This is a genomic window from Priestia sp. 3CA3 (assembly GCF_056836725.1).
Genome location: NZ_JBXENJ010000006.1, coordinates 89,684 through 106,816 on the forward strand (window position 1 = coordinate 89,684; position 17,133 = coordinate 106,816).

The window sequence follows — 17,133 nt, forward strand, 5'->3', positions numbered from 1 at the left end:
TGAGTGCTTTTTTTAATATGCAACAAGTAAGCTTAACAGAACAGCTATAATAATAATAGGTAATACATATTTAACTAGAAAGAACCATGCGTTGAATAATTTAGCGCCTTTTGTACTTCCTGAAATAAACTCTTCATACACGGCTTCTTTTTTCATTTTAAATGTCACAAAAATTGCAATGGCTAAACTTCCAAGAGGCAGCATTAAATTGCTCACAAAAAAGTCAGCTACGTCAAATATACTTCTGCCAAAAAGTGAGACATGTTTTAGTACACCAAACGAAAGCGCTGATGGGATACCTACTACAAACACAAGAATCCCTGCTAAAGAAGCGTAGCGAGTTCGTTTTGTCTGATCGTCTTTGGTTAAAGCAGCTACGATAATTTCCAGCAGTGAAAAAGCAGACGTAAGCGTAGCAAATAGAAATAAAATTAAAAACAGTGCTAAAAAGACGGTGCCAAACGGCATTTTCTCAAATACTGTTGGCAAGACCACAAACAAAAGTCCAGGTCCTTCGGTTGGCTTTAATCCGAATGAAAAAACAGCTGGAAAAATAGCCAAGCCTGCAAGCAGCGAAACAAACAAGTTCAAAATAGCAATGGTGCCAGCTGAACGCGTCAAGCTTACTTTTTTCCCTAAATAAGAGCTATATGTCACCATGCAGGATAATCCTACGCAAAGCGAGAAAAACGACTGACCGAGCGCATAGAGAACAGATGACCCTGTAATGGCTGAAAAATCCGGTTTTAAAAAGAACTTTACTCCGTCCATAGCTCCGTCTAATGTTAAAGAGCGAACCACAATGATAATAAAACAGATAAATAACAGCGGCATCATGTATTTATTAGCACGCTCTATGCCTTTTTGTACGCCTTTTGAAATAACAAACACTGTAATTAATAAAAACAGCGCCTGTGCACCTAATACCACATAAGGTTGGCTAATGACGGCATTGAACAACGGACCGTACTCTTTTCCGCTTAGCATACCGGTTACGCTCATAATCGTATATAAAATCACCCAGCCGCCAACGACGCTGTAAAAGGAAAGCAAAACGACACAGCTGAGTACTCCCAGCCTGCCAATCCATACCCAAGCGGACTTTGGAGCAATTGCTTTATAAGCACTAATCGCTTCTTTTCCCGTATGTCTTCCAATGATAAATTCTGCCAACAGAAGCGGCAATCCAATAAAAATTGTAAATAAAATAAACAACGCAAAAAATGCTCCACCGCCACTGGTTCCGGTTACGTATGGAAATTTCCATATCGCTCCTAGACCAATTGCTGCCCCAGCAGATGCTAAAATAAAACCGAGGCGTGAAGACCACTGATTTCCTTTACTCATATAATGTTACTCTCTCCTCTTCTAAACTCAAAACTCACCTGATTAGTACTGTACCATAAATGCAGAAGAAAATCATTCCCGTTTTACTTTTTTCTATAAAACGATATCTATATAGAATAGAAAAAATGAAGAAGCAGCTGCCTCTTCATTTTGAGTTTGATGTTTCTATTCAAAAATTATTCTCTGTACGATGATTCGTCTCCACGGTAGGCTTCTTGATTTGATATTTCTTCAATATGCATATGCCCTTCTCTCTCTAAACGAAGAACTGTACGCTCTGCATCTTCATAACTCTCGCACGTCACTTGTTTATATTCCATATCGTCTTTATCTGTGTAAGCCACTAAATATGTTTCCATTTTAACTCCTCCTATATAAACTATATGTAACGTATGTTGCCTTTTTCGTTTATTTCTAAACATATAGGCTCCAAACATAATGCCTAGCATACTATAATAGCGGAACTTCAATTTAAAAAGTTGAATTTTTCATTATGCACCGATGCAACATGGAGGTTACGCTTATGACATTTATTTTATCATTCGTACCAATTGTTGTTCCTTTTGGTATTTTAATTAGCTTAATTGCTTTTACAGCTGCTTTTTTACAATCAAAAGAGCATCATAAAAAGCTCTAGCTTACAAAAGCTAGAGCTTCTTTTTAAAAACGTCTATAGCGTTTAATCAGTCCCACAATAATAGCAATTGCTAATAAAACAATCGAGATGATAACAGTAATGACAATTGGCTGATTTCCACTTTGTTTCACCGCAATGGCAATATAAGCCCAAATAAAAACAAGCGGATAAACAGCGTCTCGGTTTTTTAATGTAAACATAATGCCCAGCGCAGCCCCTACCAGCAGCATAATAATCGTCCATGCTAACTCATTTAGGCCAAGCAAGTGCGGTATTCCATTTGCTTGAAATACGACAAATACATTAACAATAGTCGCAACAGAAATCCATCCAAGATAAAGCGAAATCGGCAGACGCATAAACCATGTCGTCATCCGAGAATGCTGAATAATGGAATATACAATCATTAATGTGCCTAAAATAAAGAGCATAACTAAAAGGGATAACTTATAGTAATCGTTTTGGAAAATAAAGATCCACGCACTATTTAACAAACAGTTTAGAAAAAACCAAATGCCGATACGTGCATATATTTCCTTTTGATCTTCTCTTGCAAAAAATTGGCGTATAACCCAAATGGTTAATAACAAATAAATAACGCCCCAGATAGCAAAGGCATAACCGGCTGGTGTAAACAACGTAGGAACTTGCGCAGAAGCCTCTGCCGTTGTTTTGCCTCCTATTGGAATCGCATTTGCTAAATAATTCACAAGAAGTGTAATAGCCAAGCCTACTGTATTTAATACAGCATACAAACGAAATTTTGCCATTTTGTTCTCTCCTTTCTTCTATTTATATGGGAATGTTTCGGAGACGAAAACGGCTCTTCCCTTCATTAATACCTCTTCTTCCCTAAAAATATGCATTTTTAAACAAAAATGATTAAAAATAGCTTCAAGAAGCTACCTCTTTAAGAGATAAAAACCGTTAGGGAACAATTTTCCGTAACGCTTTCTATTTTTCAGAATATATGGTAAGTTAAACATAGACTAATAGGAAGTCCACTAGGGGTGCCGACCGGCTGAGACAAGTTTTCTTGATCCCTTTGAACCTGATCTGGCTCATACCAGCGTAGGAAAGTGGCAATGTTCAGTTTTGTACTGTCCTTTGCCACTCCGTTTATAAACGGAGTGTTTTTTATTTCCTTTATGTGCTTGTTTGTGACTTCCTCATATTAAAGGAGGATTTTGATGTCATTTTCATCTCAATTAAGACAAGAAGCAAACTATATTTACGAAGCCATTTTTAACCACCCTTTTATTAAAGGAATTGCTGAAGGAGACGTGCCAAAAGAAGCGCTTATTCACTACGTTTCTCAAGACTACGAATACTTAACAGCATTTGTCCGCATTTACGGCGCTGCTTTAACAAAATGCCGCACGCGTACCGAAATGGAAGCCTTTAATGCCGGCATTTCTACGGTATTACATAGTGAAGTACACCCTCATAATAATTTTTGTGAAGTAGCAGGCGTACGCTATGAAGACCTCCACACTGAGGCTCTTTCACCAACGGCCAGCCACTATATTAACCATATGACAAGCGTTGCGCATACAGGCAGCTTAGCGGAAATCATTGCTGTGCTTCTTCCATGTCCGTGGACGTACGTTGAAATTGGCCAGCGCATTACAGAACAAGTAAATCCATCTCCTTCTCATCCTTTTTATGAATGGATTCAGTTTTATAATAATGAAGAAATGAATGGCACAACACAATGGTTTTGTAACAAGCTTGATGAACTCGCCGAACAAGCGACTGAAGAAGAACGTAATCGTATGAAAGATCACTTTATCAAAAGCTGTGAGCTGGAGTATTTATTTTGGGAAATGGCGTATACACAAGAAAAATGGCCGCTTTCTCAGCTTTCACTTTCAAAATAACGAAAAAGCCTCCTATCAGGAGGCTTTTTATTTCAATAATTTTTTAATCATTTTCAAGTTTTGTTTCTCTGAAGGATAGCGGAATGACAAATCAAACTTGGTTGTTTGAGACAGCATGCTTTTAAAATGAGAAAATGTCTGAAAGCTGTCTTTTCCATGATATTGGCCCGTACCGCTTTCTCCAACTCCGCCAAAGGGTAAATATGGCGTAGCGATATGCATAAGCGTATCATTTATACAGCCTCCTCCAAATGAAAGACGCTCCGTTATGACATTTTGTACATTTGCACTTTCCGTAAACAAGTAAAGAGCTAACGGCTTAGCTTTTTCTTGAACTTTATGAATAACTTCGTCTAGCGTTTCGTATTCAATCATAGGAAGAATAGGCCCAAAAATTTCTTCTTGCATAACGTCTGATGTCCAGCTTACTTCACTTAACACCGTAGGTTCTATTGTGAGCGTACTTTTATTATACCCGCCTCCAACTATAGCGTTTCCGTCTTTTAAAAACTCAACTAGCCGAATAAAATGGCGCTCACTGACAATACGGCCGTAGCGCTCACTTTCAAGCGGATTACTACCGTAAAATTGATAAATCGCTTCGCGAAGTTTCTCCACTAGCTGCGCTTTTACCTTTTTATGCACGAGCAAATAATCGGGAGCAACGCACGTTTGGCCTGCATTCATTCCTTTGCCAAACATAATTCGCTTCGCTGCAAGATCTAGGTTTGCATCTTCATGTACAATGCACGGACTTTTTCCTCCTAGCTCCAGCGTGACGGGAATAAGCTGCTTTCCTGCTTCTTGCATAATAATTTTCCCTACATTTACACTTCCCGTAAAGAAAATATAATCGAGGGGCTGTTTTAAAAGCATGCTCGTCGTGTCTACAGCGCCTTCAATCACCGTCACAAATGCGGGATCAAAAGCCTCAGCTAGTAATTCTTGTATAACCCGAGATACGCTAGGCGTTAATTCAGAAGGCTTTATAATCGCCGTGTTTCCAGCGGCAATCGCTCCTACTAAAGGAGACAGCGCTAATTGAAACGGATAGTTCCACGGAGCAATAATTAACGCGACTCCATACGGTTCAGGCACAATTTTCCCTTTAGAGCCCACGTGTGTTAAAGCGGTTTTTACTTTTTTAGGCTTCATCCATTTTGCTAAATGCTTAAGCGTAAACCGAATTTCCTCTAGTAAAATCCCAATTTCCGACGTGTACGCCTCTACTTCAGATTTATTCAAGTCTTGTTTTAAAGCATCCATAATTCTCTGCTCGTTTTGTTTGACTGCGTCTCTGAGCTTATTCAGCGCTTGAATGCGGCTGCTGATGCTCTTTGTCTTTTGTGCATAGAAATACTGCTTTTGTGTAGAGACAATATGTTCAATGACCGTTTCATCTGTGATATAGAATTGCTCGTGGTTCATCTCTTTCATCTCCCTATAAACATTCAGCTTCAACTGTAGCAAGCAAGCTTTTTAATAGCTCAACTGCCTCGTTTAAAGCCAATGAATAATATCTCTGCGTTCCTTTTTGCTCAATTTGCACAAGCTTTTGATCACGTAAAATTTTTAAATGATGAGAAATTGCCGGTCGTGATAAAGTAGACTCGTTTGCAATTTCATTAACGGTTAAAGGCTCTTTTTCCGCGAGCAGCAAAATAATATCTTGTCTTGCTGAATCACTTAGAGCCTGAAAAATAGGAATGCTGGCACGAAATAACTCCACTGCTTTTTCACTCATAAATATTCTCCTTTATTTAATTTCTTGTGTTCTGCGGACAACGGATGAAAGCCACTTTCTTGGTACAAAGCGCGGGATGAAGGTGGCGAGACGAAACTGTACTCCTGGTACGATAACCGTCTGCCCTTTCATAAATTTTTTATAGCCCGCTTTAGCAACTGCTTCTACATCCATTGCACCGCTTTGAAAAAGCTTGGAATTGCTCAGCTGAGCCCGGTCGCTAAAACCCGTTTTAGTTGGACCCGGGCATAGAGCACTTACCGTTACATTGGTACCTCTTAATTCATTTTCAAGGGCCTCTGTGAAAGATAATACGTACGCTTTTGTTGCGTAATACACTGTCATAAGCGGACCCGGCATAAATGCAGCAACGGACGCAATGTTTAAAATTTCCCCGTGATTTCTTTTGACCATATCGGGTAAAAATAATTTTGTTAAATGAGTTAATGCTCGGATATTTAAGTCAATCATGTTTAACTCTTCATCTAAAGCTGTTTCAATAAATTTACCGTATAGTCCAAAACCTGCATTGTTCACTAAATAATCAACGTGCATTTCTTTATTTTTAAGTTCTTCATACAGTGACTGTATCTCTTCTTCTCTTGATAAATCCTTTACAACCGTTATCACGTCAATATTATAAGTAGATTTTAAATTCTCTCTAATCGCTGTTAGTTTATCAGCACTTCTGGCAACTAAAATTAAAGAATGGCCATCCTTTGCGAATTGATAAGCTAACTCTTTACCTATTCCTCCGGACGCACCGGTGATGAGCGCATAATGCTGTGACATAGTGTTCACTCCTTATGTTTATATGTTCAAGAACTTAAACATTTAAACTTATCTTATAGGATTCATTTTTTCCCGTCAACTGTTTTCTATACTCTCCTTTTCTTTTATGTTTTCCATTTTTGCCATTTGCGCATTTCTGTACATTTTTTTACAAAATATGCGTTTTCTTTACATAGAAGGCTAATGTCGTCTAGTTTTGACAACCTTTGTCACCTAGCAGGAAAACAAGTGAAGATATGGTGAATACAACATACAACAAATAATCCATTACATAGTTGGATGAAAATAGATAAGGGAGGAAATGAAAAATGATGGAGACGTATACAATTAAAAAAGTAAGTGATCAATTAGAGGTAGAAAAGAAAACGTTAAAACAATGGGAAAAATTATTGGGCAGCTATTTAACAATTGAACGAGTAGATGGGGCCCGTGTCTATACAGAGGAACAAATTGAATTATTTAATGATATTAAACAGCTGTTTGATGAACAATGTACGTTAGATGAAGTCAAAGAATACGTTCAGCTGCTAATAAAGGAACAAGAAGAGCAGGAGCATTTAGTGATGGAATCAGAGGCAGCGGTTTCAAAAGAAGAAGAACCAGCAAAGTTGAAAACTGCTAAAAAAGAAAACGTCATTGATTTTCAAGAACACTCCAATAAACAAATGAAGCAAGAAAAGAAAAAAGCTGCTGAAAAGCAGGAAAGCATTTCAGAGAATAAGCAAGAGAAGACCCCTCCTATACCTGAAGCACGATTAGCTACTGAAGAAGAAAAGCAGGCTATTTCTGCTTCTATTGAAGAACCAAAACCAAACGACCTTGTCGTGAATGAAAAAGAGCTGCTTCAAGGGGAACTAGTAGAAGCTGTTCGCCGCTATGAAGATGTGTTTGAAGTACTTGATACGTTTAAAGCTGATTTGTTAAAAGAAATGCGAGAAGGAATGCGAAATGAAGTTCGGGAAGAAATTGTCGGAGAAGTAAAAAAAGAGCTTGAAAAAAGTGCTACTCAAACTGTAGAAATGGTGGAGTCGGTCGGGGCATATATCTCTGAGTCTTCAGAACGCAGCGCAAGAGATGTAGAAAATATGTCTAAAAAAATTATCCGTTCTAACGAAAAATCGTTTGATGAAGTCACTTCTTTGATTGAAGATTATTCAACAATTGCGGAAGAAAAAACAGAGGATATGCGCCTGTTCATGAAAGATGTCATGGAGAATGCGGATGAATCCTCTAAAGAAATGCAGTATTTATTAGACCGATTCTCAAGCAATTCTACCGTTGCAATGAATCAAGTAAAATTTATGGTTGAAAAATTAAATAATTCTTCAACTAATACGACAGAAGAGCTTCGTGATTTAATTGATTCGATGAATGAAGAACGAGTCTATTATTTGAAAGAAATGGAGAAAGAGCGTAAGCTTCATCGTCAAAGCGTAGCTGAACGCGAAGAAATGTTTAGTGATTTTGTCCAAACCTTTAGACAAACCGCCGCTGCTGATATGAAGCGAAAACGGAAGTGGTGGAAGCTGTTTCTCTCCTGAAAACACCGGCCCTATGATAATAGGGCCGGTGTTTTTTGATGGTATAAGCACTAGTAGTTTGTCCGGACGAAACGTTAAGGTAACCTATGCTGATGAGACGTTATACTTTGAAAAGCATGATAGCCGCTTACCGATACGCCTATAGTTCCCGCTCCCGGAAACACTGTATCTCCGCATAACCACAGCCCTTGTAAGCCAGATCGATGCGAAATGCTGTTGAACAAAGCATGATCTAACGTTTGCGGAAAGCCACCCACTCCGCCGTTTGGGCGAGAAGTGAACCTTTCCCATGCTTTAGGAGCTCCTGAAATTTGATGCTCTGCTTCTTCAATGTTAGGAATGATGGTTTTAATTCCTGCTATCATTTTTTTCTCAAGAACTTGTTTTTGAACATCATAGGTTTCCTTGTTACTCCACTTGCTAAGCTCAATGTGAGTAGATGCTGTAATTGTACGTTTGCCTTCCGGCGCACGAAAACGATCGTCAGGATGAGACACGGAGATAAATAAATGATTTCCTTCCGTCATCTCGCCTTGTTCGGATTGAAGCACTTGCTGAAACAACTCTACCTTCTGCGGAAGATCTCTTTCATCAATCGCAACATACATCGAAAACGTTCCCCACTGCGGAAGCTCGCTTTTTTCTTTGGCCCTCTTATGGATATGTTGGTAATCTTCATCATGCAGTAAAGACTTTAAGCTTTGAATTGGCGCGTTGCATACAACGTCTGAAGCGCGGTAGCGGTTACCTCTATGATCATGCACGATCCACTCGTCGTTATCACGCTCTATCTTTACTACTTTCCTTCCTAGAGTCGTTTTTCCTCCGTTGGCTTTAATAGATTTTTGCAGGGCTTCTGCGACTTTGTATAAGCCACCGTTCACATAGAAAGCTCCTTCGTGATAAATATCCAACGCTAGACATCCGATAAGCATTGAACAGTTCTCACTCGTTGTCTGCATGCTGTCTATTAATTGACCATCAATAAAATGAATAAAGTCCGTTTCGTCTAGCAACCTGTGTTTTTTTAGTAAATGACTAAACGATCGATGAAAATAAGGTAATAACTTCACAGACCCAAGATTTAACGAACTTACCAGCCTACTCCACTCACCGATTGTGAGAGGAGGAAGAACCGGCAGCGGCCGCATGAGCTTGCGAATTTCTTTTGCAACTCTAAAAATACTTTCATAGAAGCTCCTAATATTCTTCGCTTTATGAGGAAATTGTTTTTGAAGATACGAAATATGCTGATACCGGTCTTGATAATAAATTAGTGTACGATGTGGAAGATGAACTTTCATGATTTTCTCAAGAGAAATATTTTCAATTTCTAGGCCCAGGTATGTGCTGATTCGCTCATGGATCCCTCCGCGCTCAAATCCCATTCCAAGCGTCGCTCCGACAGGAAATGTATAGAGATGGCGCTGGAATTTCCCGGCACAGCCTCCCCACTCTCGAGAAGCTTCTAAAACCGTCACTTCATAGCCATGTTTAGCTAAAAGCGCTCCCGCTGTTAACCCACCTATTCCTCCACCTATTACAACAACTTGCTTATGCATGTTTTCACCTTCTTTAACTCTTTCTTCTATTGTGCAAAAAAAAGAAGCTCACCGCAATTTAGAAGCGGCTCGTTACGGCAATAAAAAAGCTGTGAATGATCTCACAGCTTTTTGGCTTATTTCGTAATCACTCCACAAACAATTCGATCTCCTGAGTTTCCTGAAGGATCTGTTGTGTAATCGTCTACTTTATCATGTATCACTAATGCCGACCCATCCATATCTATAAGAGAATTCGGCTTTCCTTCTTGCAACGTCACAAGAGAAGCAAAAATTTCGGTATCTACTTTTCCATTTGGCGCAACTTCTAAGTTGGGCAAGTCACCCGCATGCGGGCCTTTTGTATTTTTAAAGCCGTGTTCACGTTTAAAAGGATTAAAATGGGCCCCTGCTGTTTTGAAATCCGGCACCTCACATTTTCCTATTTCATGAATATGAAATCCATGTCTCCCGGGTGAAAGACCTTGAGCAGTTAATTTAATTTGCACACCGTTCTTTGCTTCTGTCAGCGTAGCCTCTCCTACTTTTTTGCCTGACGTATTCGTTAAATCTACTTTAACAGGTCCTACCGATACCTCGCTCGTTTCTTTCGCTTCCTCGGTTTTCAGGTGGTTTTCATGAGCGTTATTTTGCTCTTTTACCATGCTGCATGCTCCTAACAATAACAGAACAAAGACTACGCATCCGTTCATTATCAACTTTTGCATCCGTGATTCCTCCTTTTGCTTATTTATCACCATCCTTTCACTATTTTCCTTTTTTTAGACATCAAAAATAAGATTGAGACATACGTTCACCTTACCAAAGAAAAAATCCGAACGAGTTGGATTCTTAATAAAGAACCTCAATTCATCGTTCGGATTTTCCTTCAACTAAAATACTTTGTTTTAACGTCTTACTTTTGTTTAAAGTTGTATTCTTTTTCCGTTCCGTTTGAAAAACGAACTTCTAATTCAAACGACTGAAAATCTTTTTTTAGGCCAAACGCATCGATTACTTCCTTTTTTACATCTTCATCGGGGGTGCGCTGATCAAAATTTAACTTTTTAAATGTTGAAGATAATTTATTAAACGCTTTGTCTCCGTTCAAGTGCTCATCGTTAATATTATCATCCACTTTGGCTTCTATCTCATCGTTTTCATTTTCATAGTCAGCTTCATAATCATTATTAAGTCCCTTGTAGTCTACTTCTAAATCAAATTTTGAAAAGTTAAAAGATGTGTTTTCACTTTGATTATCATAGCTCATCGGCGTTCCGCCATTTGTCACGCCTTGTTTATTTTGAGCTTCTCTCGCGGGTGCTGCATCATCATTGTGACATGCTGAAAGTACGCTCATACCTATAAGGGAAAAGAATATGAAAAAGGGTCTTTTCTTCACTGTATTTCCTCCTTCGACTTCACTCTTCTTTCCCTTTATGTCCACAAATTCAATTTATATACGCCTTCACTAGAAAACCCCGCTCTCTAAAAAGAAAGCGGGGTTTTTCGTCTTGTTTATTTTACATTAGAATAAGAAATACTGTACATGCTGTTAAAATACGTATTATAAAGAGCTTGAACAGCACGGTCTAAAGCGTCTGCTTTCACACCAAACATCATGCTTACCTCAGAAGAACCTTGGTTAATCATTTCAAGATTCACTTCAGCACGAGCAAAAGCTTCTGTAGCTTTCGCAGCAATTCCTACTGTGCTATTCATTCCCTCTCCTACTACCATAACCATAGCAAGATCACGTTCAATAAAGATTTCATCTACTTCAAGTTCTTTTTCAATTCGAGCAAATACGCGTTTTTCCACATCTGGCGTAAGCTGATGCTCGCGCATGATGACAGAGATATTATCAATTCCTGAAGGAGTATGTTCGTATGAAATACCTTCATCTTCTAAAATTTCAAGCAATCTTCTGCCAAAACCAATTTCACGGTTTAATAAGTATTTGCTCACATGAATATTGCAAAAACCTTTGTCACCAGCGATTCCAACTACTGGCGTATCGCCGTGAGGACGCTCAGCTACAATGAATGTACCTTTTGCTTCAGGATTATTTGTATTCTTAACACATACAGGAATGCCTAGTTTATAAACCGGCTCTAGCGCTTCATCATGGAAGACAGAAAAACCTGCATAGGATAGTTCACGCATTTCTCTGTATGTGACTTCTTTCATTTCATGAGGCTTTTCCACAAGTCTTGGATCTACGCTGTAAATAGCATCTACGTCAGTAAAGTTTTCATACAAGTCAGCTTTTACTCCTGCTGCTACAATTGAACCTGTAATATCTGACCCACCGCGCGAGAACGTAACCATGTTCCCTTCTTCAGAGTAGCCAAAAAATCCTGGAATCACCAAAATGCCCGAACGCTCTCTTAGCTGCGGCAGTTTTTCATAAGACAGTGGAAGCACTCTTGCTCTTCCTGGTTCATCAGAAACAAAAATACCTGCTTCTTTTGGATTTACATAATGAGCTTCAAACCCTAAATGGTTTAAATAAGCAGCCATTACCTTTGCGTTATTATCTTCTCCACTTGCTTTGAGACAATCTAATAAGCGAAACGGATCGTTTTTATGTAAATCAATAAGTGATTGTAAATTCGCAATAATATCAGTAATAATCGTTTCTGGCATAGACAAGTCAACCACGATTTCACGATAGCGATCGATTACTTGCCCAAACTCATCGACGTAATCTTCTCCAAGCTGTATTTTGGCAGAAAGTGCGATTAACAAATCTGTCATTTTTGTATCTTCTCCGTATCGCTTGCCCGGAGCTGATACAACTACCAGCTTTCTCTCTTTATCAGACGTTACAATATGCGCAACCTGTTTAAATTTCTCTGCGCTTGCAACTGAACTCCCGCCAAACTTCGCAACCTTCATGTTTGAGACACTTCCTTACTTTGTTTTTAATATTCGATTATTGTACCATATTTTATCAAGTAGAAAAGCTTATCTATCTAACTTTTCTAAAAATTAAAGGAATACTACCGTAATTGTACTCTCATAAAGAACAAATGTCTACCACAAAAACACAAAAAGACTGATTTTACATGATGTAAAATCAGTCTTTATTTGTTATTCTGCTTTTGGTTTTTTTAATACACCTACAAGGACCGCTGTCACAATGGCACCAATTAAAATTGCTAGTGCATATAAAAGAGGATTTCCTTGTACAATTCCGATAACGAATACACCGCCGTGTGGTGCTGGTAAACCGATGTGGAACATCATTGTTAAAGCACCTGCTACTGCAGCACCGATAACCGATGCGGGAATAACACGGCCTGGGTCAGCTGCTGCGAATGGAATCGCACCTTCTGTGATAAATGAAAGACCCATTACATAACACGTTTTACCTGTTTCACGCTCTTGGCGAGTAAATTTGTTTTTGAACAAAGTTGTCGCAATAGCCATACCTAGTGGCGGAACCATACCGCCTGCCATAATCGCTGCGTGTGGAGCATAGTTTCCAGCATCAATCATTGCGATACCAAATGTAAAGGCTGCCTTATTAATAGGACCACCCATATCAATAGCCATCATACCGCCTAAGATAATACCTAATAATACTAAGTTACCCGTGCCAAATCCACTTAACCAGTGCGTTAACCCTTTGTTAATTGCACTAACTGGCTCATTTACAACATAAAGCATAATCAATCCTGAGATAAAAATCCCAAATAGCGGATAAAGAAGAACTGGCTTAATTCCATCAAGAGCTTGCGGCAGGACGCTGAACAATTTCTTTAATCCCACTACTACATAACCCGCTAAGAAACCAGCGATTAAACCACCTAAGAAACCGCCTCCGCCAGAAGCTGCTAAAAGACCTGCAACCATACCAGGAGCTAAACCAGGACGATCAGCAATACTCATTGCAATGAACCCTGCTAGTACCGGTACTAGTAAAAAGAATGCATTATCTCCGCCAATTGTTTTTAGCGCCGCTGCAAACGCATTGTACGTTGGATCTTTCGGTTCTGCTGAGTGAATACCAAACATAAATGAAATGGCGATTAAGATCCCGCCCCCTACAACAAACGGAAGCATTGCTGATACACCGCTCATTAGGTGTTTGTAAAACCCTGTACGCTCTGATCCTTTACTTTCTCCGCCTTCTTTGCTGCCACCGCCGCCGCTGTATACAGGAGCGTCTCCTTTTAACGCGCGGTTAATTAATTCTTCGGGCTTACGAATTCCTTCAGCTACTGGAACTTGAATAACTTTTTTACCTGCAAAACGTTCCATTTCTACTTGCTTGTCCGCTGCAACAATAATAGCGGTAGCGTTTTCAATTTCTTCCTTCGTCAACGCGTTTTTAACACCGCTGGAACCATTCGTTTCAACTTTGAGCGTCACGTTCATGTCTTTCGCTTTTGCTTTTAGGCTATCCGCTGCCATATACGTGTGGGCAATTCCCGTTGGACAAGCCGTTACAGCAAGCACTAATTGATCTGAAGCTGTATCCACTTCTTCTTCCGGCGCTTCATTTTCAGTTTCTTTATCATCAATTGCTTTAATGACTTCATCAATTGATGATGCTGTTAGCAACGTTTTTCGGAACGATTCGTCCATTAATAACGTAGACAAACGAGATAATGTTTCTAAGTGAGCATTATTCGCGCCTTCACTCGCTGCAATCATGAAGAATAAATGTGCAGGCTGTCCGTCTAATGATTCATAATCAATACCTTCTGTTGTGCGTCCAAATGCAATGGCCGGTGTTTTTACCGAGCTTGTTTTTGCATGCGGAATGGCAATGCCTTCCCCAATTCCCGTTGTACTTTGAGATTCACGATTTAAAATTGCTTCTTTATAGCCAGCTCGGTCGCTTAAGCGACCAGCTTCGTCTAATTTTCCAACTAACTCATCAATAACATCAGCTTTTGACGTGCTTTTTAAATCAAGAATGATTGTATCTTTTTTTAATAGTTCTGTAATTCTCATTCTCGGTTCCCCCTACTCTACCTTTGTGATTGACACTTGTTCACGAAGCGTCTTTACATCTTCTGCTGTACATAATTCAAGTGAGAATGCTGTGGCACTTCCTGAAGCAACTCCTGTTTGAAAGGCTTCTAATAAATCCCCTTGCTTTACATAAGAAGCAATAAATCCAGCTACAAGTGAATCGCCAGCTCCAACAGAATTTTTCACTGTTCCTTTAGGGACTGTGGCACTGTAGACACCGCTTTCGTTAATAAGAAGTGCTCCATCGCCTGCCATGGATACAACGACGTTTTGCGCTCCTTGTTCCACAAGCTTTTTACCGTATACTAGCGCATCTTCTGCACTGTTTACTTCTACATCAAACAATTCTGCAAGTTCATGATGATTTGGTTTGATAAAAAACGGCTTGTGAGACACGACGTCTAGCAAGGTTTTTCCACTTGCATCTACTACTACTTTTACTCCGTTCGCTGCTGCTAGTTCCGTTAACGTTTCATACACAGAACTTGGAAGCGTTTTCGGTATACTTCCTGCTAATACGAAGATATCGCCTTCAGTCATTTGCTTTACTTGAGTCAATAAAGACTGAAGCGCTTCGTCTGTAATAGCAGGCCCTTGACCGTTAATTTCTGTTTCTTTTTCCGTTTTTAACTTTACGTTAATGCGGGTATCTCCATCAACTCTTGTAAAAGCTGTTTCAATATTCTCCGCTTTTAAGTAGTCTTCGATATAGGTTCCTGTAAAGCCGGCTACAAAACCGAGAGCTTTATTATCAACATCTAATCGCTTTAAAACGCGAGAGACGTTAATGCCTTTCCCTCCTGGAAACTTGGCTTCATTCGTTGTGCGGTTAAGTCCGCCTTCTTCGAATGCTGAAACATGTACTACGTAATCAACGGATGGGTTCAACGTACATGTATAAATCATGATTTCACAACCTTTATGTCTGTTTTGTTTGCATACTGTATAAGTACATCACTAGGTACGTCATTTGTTATAATTTTTGCTTCATGTAAATCGGCTATTTTCGCAAAACTTGTTTCAAAAAACTTAGTAGAATCTGATAAAATATAAGATTCTCTAGAAAGCTTGATTGCCGTTTGCTTGATCAATGCTTCTTCTGGATCAGGAGTTGTATATCCATATTGATGATGAATCCCATTCGCTCCCATAAAGCACTTATCAAAACGATACTGCTCAAGACTTAAAAGAGCTCCATTGCCAATTAAAGCGCCCGTTTTATGTTTAACAGATCCTCCAATCAAATAGAGGGTGATACCTTGTTCTAGCATCGGGTTTAAATGCATTAAACCATTTGTCACGACAACTACATCTTTTTGCTTCAAAAAAGGAATCATTTCATACGTTGTAGTTCCTGCATCTAAAAAAATACAGTCACCTTCATTTATAATGGAAGCCGCATACTCTGCAATGTTTCGTTTATCTTGAATATTTTTAGCAGATTTTTCGATAACGCTCAGTTCGATTCGTTTACTGCGAATAAGCGAAGCGCCACCGTGAACACGTTTGAGCATTTGCTCTTCTTCTAGTTGACTTAAGTCTCTTCTAATTGTGGATTCCGAAGCGCCTGTAACTTCGATAAACTCTTGCACTTTTACAAGTTCTTTCTCTTTTAAAAGTTTTAAGATTAGTTGATGTCTCTCCGGCGTTAACATGTTCTAGCTCCTTTTTCAAAAAAGCGTTTTCATTTATTTCATGTACTTACTTTATCACGGTTTACATTCAAAATCAATCATAAAAAATCAAAAACATTCATTTTTTTAATTACAAAATAAAGTTTTTTGAACGAACAATTAGATTTGCATTTGTTTTGATACTAGTTTATACAAAAGGAAATAAGCTGGTAATTCAAGAATTTGTCTACTTTTCTCATTATATGTAAAGGTTTTCTTACAACTAATTAGCTATGACTGTTTTTGACTATTTCTTGACCGATTTAATTTCTCTTGACTGAATTATGTTTAGCTTGTCCTGTTTTAATGAGAGCCTATACATCAAAAAAGTTGTCCACCTTTTTGGACAACTCAAAGTGACCCATCATTTAAATAAAAACAGAAGCATATATAATATAGAAGCAAGGGCAGAAGAAATAGCCAAACTTGAGATAAAACGAACGAGTCTTTTCTTAATGAACTGCGTTAATTCAATTTCTCTTACTTGAGTTTTTTCATTTTGCATACAATATCCCTTCTTTAATCAAAATTTCCTAGTAGCTAAAAGTGACTACTCGCAGAATATGCTTTTATGTATTGTATGCAAGCGTTAAAAAAAAGATACAAATTCAACAAAAAAGCTACTCTTAGCTAGAGTAGCTTTCATCTTTCCATACATCTGCTTCAATTACTGCATCCGCTCGAATCGAATATGTATAACAAGGCCCTGTCACCATCAGCGTATTCGACTGCAGAGAAACTTTATCGATTGTCACTCGTTCATATCTTTGAATATGTCCTGCTTCATAGACGTGAAGGGTTACTGGATGATGCTCCGAGTAACTGTTCATAATGACATTTTCAATATGCTCAATCTTTTCTTTTTTCAACCCTAAAGACTGCTTATGCGCCTCGGGACTGTACATTTTCTTCATTTTCTCTAAATGCTCAGGCATTACTAACTTCGCATACTGTTTTAATTCATCTTGATACACGTTCATTCTCCCCCT

17 protein-coding genes and 1 riboswitch are annotated in these 17,133 nt (G+C 38.8%); of the genes, 2 read left to right on the top strand and 15 right to left on the bottom strand.

The window, feature by feature from the left end; translation table 11 throughout:
- Positions 1 to 12: 12 nt before the first annotated feature.
- From AC1VNJ_RS16875 to AC1VNJ_RS16885, 3 genes are all read right to left on the bottom strand, one after another.
- Positions 13 to 1,347 carry a sodium-dependent transporter gene (locus AC1VNJ_RS16875; protein WP_028413519.1) on the bottom strand — a complete coding sequence of 445 codons (1,335 nt, stop codon included), beginning with the start codon at positions 1,345 to 1,347 and terminating at the stop codon, positions 13 to 15.
- A 176-nt stretch (positions 1,348 to 1,523) separates the two neighbouring features.
- Positions 1,524 to 1,706 (bottom strand): hypothetical protein, encoded by a 183-nt coding sequence (locus AC1VNJ_RS16880; protein ID WP_013056847.1) that lies wholly within the window; start codon positions 1,704 to 1,706, stop codon positions 1,524 to 1,526.
- 301 nt (positions 1,707 to 2,007) lie between these two features.
- On the bottom strand, positions 2,008 to 2,754 hold the full coding sequence (locus tag AC1VNJ_RS16885; protein ID WP_482641099.1) for a TspO/MBR family protein: 747 nt from the start codon (positions 2,752 to 2,754) through the stop codon (positions 2,008 to 2,010).
- 226 nt (positions 2,755 to 2,980) lie between these two features.
- Positions 2,981 to 3,079, top strand: a riboswitch (TPP riboswitch).
- A 95-nt stretch (positions 3,080 to 3,174) separates the two neighbouring features.
- Between AC1VNJ_RS16885 and tenA the strand changes: the two genes are divergently transcribed.
- Complete coding sequence (gene tenA, locus AC1VNJ_RS16890) at positions 3,175 to 3,864, top strand: thiaminase II (RefSeq protein WP_028413521.1); 690 nt, start codon at positions 3,175 to 3,177, stop codon at positions 3,862 to 3,864.
- 27 nt (positions 3,865 to 3,891) lie between these two features.
- Here tenA and AC1VNJ_RS16895 read toward each other — a convergent pair whose 3' ends face one another.
- From AC1VNJ_RS16895 to AC1VNJ_RS16905, 3 genes are read right to left on the bottom strand one after another with little or no spacing between them, the layout of a single operon-like run.
- A complete protein-coding gene (locus tag AC1VNJ_RS16895; RefSeq protein WP_048021156.1) occupies positions 3,892 to 5,292 on the bottom strand; it encodes an aldehyde dehydrogenase in 1,401 nt (466 codons plus the stop codon).
- Between the two features lie 13 nt (positions 5,293 to 5,305).
- On the bottom strand, positions 5,306 to 5,608 hold the full coding sequence (locus tag AC1VNJ_RS16900) for an ArsR/SmtB family transcription factor (RefSeq protein WP_033578848.1): 303 nt from the start codon (positions 5,606 to 5,608) through the stop codon (positions 5,306 to 5,308).
- A 12-nt stretch (positions 5,609 to 5,620) separates the two neighbouring features.
- Complete coding sequence (locus AC1VNJ_RS16905) at positions 5,621 to 6,400, bottom strand: SDR family NAD(P)-dependent oxidoreductase (RefSeq protein ID WP_482641100.1); 780 nt, start codon at positions 6,398 to 6,400, stop codon at positions 5,621 to 5,623.
- A gap of 308 nt (positions 6,401 to 6,708) precedes the next feature.
- Here AC1VNJ_RS16905 and AC1VNJ_RS16910 point away from each other — a divergent pair, with 308 nt between their 5' ends.
- On the top strand, positions 6,709 to 7,941 hold the full coding sequence (locus AC1VNJ_RS16910) for a helix-turn-helix domain-containing protein (RefSeq protein ID WP_028413525.1): 1,233 nt from the start codon (positions 6,709 to 6,711) through the stop codon (positions 7,939 to 7,941).
- Between the two features lie 74 nt (positions 7,942 to 8,015).
- Here the strand turns inward: AC1VNJ_RS16910 and AC1VNJ_RS16915 are convergent, their stop codons facing one another.
- The 9 genes from AC1VNJ_RS16915 to AC1VNJ_RS16955 all read right to left on the bottom strand — a co-directional run bounded on the left by AC1VNJ_RS16915 (position 8,016) and on the right by AC1VNJ_RS16955 (position 17,124).
- On the bottom strand, positions 8,016 to 9,503 hold the full coding sequence (locus AC1VNJ_RS16915) for an FAD-dependent oxidoreductase (RefSeq protein ID WP_328174262.1): 1,488 nt from the start codon (positions 9,501 to 9,503) through the stop codon (positions 8,016 to 8,018).
- A 116-nt stretch (positions 9,504 to 9,619) separates the two neighbouring features.
- Positions 9,620 to 10,210, bottom strand: a complete 591-nt coding sequence (locus AC1VNJ_RS16920) for a superoxide dismutase family protein (RefSeq protein WP_028413527.1) — start codon at positions 10,208 to 10,210, stop codon at positions 9,620 to 9,622.
- A 188-nt stretch (positions 10,211 to 10,398) separates the two neighbouring features.
- Positions 10,399 to 10,884 carry a YusW family protein gene (locus AC1VNJ_RS16925; RefSeq protein WP_028413528.1) on the bottom strand — a complete coding sequence of 162 codons (486 nt, stop codon included), beginning with the start codon at positions 10,882 to 10,884 and terminating at the stop codon, positions 10,399 to 10,401.
- 116 nt (positions 10,885 to 11,000) lie between these two features.
- Positions 11,001 to 12,383 (bottom strand): aspartate kinase, encoded by a 1,383-nt coding sequence (locus AC1VNJ_RS16930; RefSeq protein ID WP_028413529.1) that lies wholly within the window; start codon positions 12,381 to 12,383, stop codon positions 11,001 to 11,003.
- A gap of 195 nt (positions 12,384 to 12,578) precedes the next feature.
- Positions 12,579 to 14,450 carry a PTS fructose transporter subunit IIABC gene (locus AC1VNJ_RS16935; protein WP_482641101.1) on the bottom strand — a complete coding sequence of 624 codons (1,872 nt, stop codon included), beginning with the start codon at positions 14,448 to 14,450 and terminating at the stop codon, positions 12,579 to 12,581.
- A 12-nt stretch (positions 14,451 to 14,462) separates the two neighbouring features.
- Positions 14,463 to 15,377 carry a 1-phosphofructokinase gene (pfkB, locus tag AC1VNJ_RS16940; RefSeq protein ID WP_028413531.1) on the bottom strand — a complete coding sequence of 305 codons (915 nt, stop codon included), beginning with the start codon at positions 15,375 to 15,377 and terminating at the stop codon, positions 14,463 to 14,465.
- Positions 15,374 to 16,126: a DeoR/GlpR family DNA-binding transcription regulator gene (locus AC1VNJ_RS16945; RefSeq protein ID WP_243494581.1), complete on the bottom strand. Its 753-nt coding sequence runs from the start codon at positions 16,124 to 16,126 to the stop codon at positions 15,374 to 15,376. Before AC1VNJ_RS16945 ends, pfkB begins: the two co-directional genes overlap by 4 nt.
- Positions 16,127 to 16,508: 382 nt before the next feature.
- Complete coding sequence (locus tag AC1VNJ_RS16950; protein ID WP_013056833.1) at positions 16,509 to 16,649, bottom strand: hypothetical protein; 141 nt, start codon at positions 16,647 to 16,649, stop codon at positions 16,509 to 16,511.
- Between the two features lie 121 nt (positions 16,650 to 16,770).
- Positions 16,771 to 17,124, bottom strand: a complete 354-nt coding sequence (locus AC1VNJ_RS16955; RefSeq protein ID WP_033578844.1) for a YolD-like family protein — start codon at positions 17,122 to 17,124, stop codon at positions 16,771 to 16,773.
- Positions 17,125 to 17,133 lie beyond the last annotated feature (9 nt).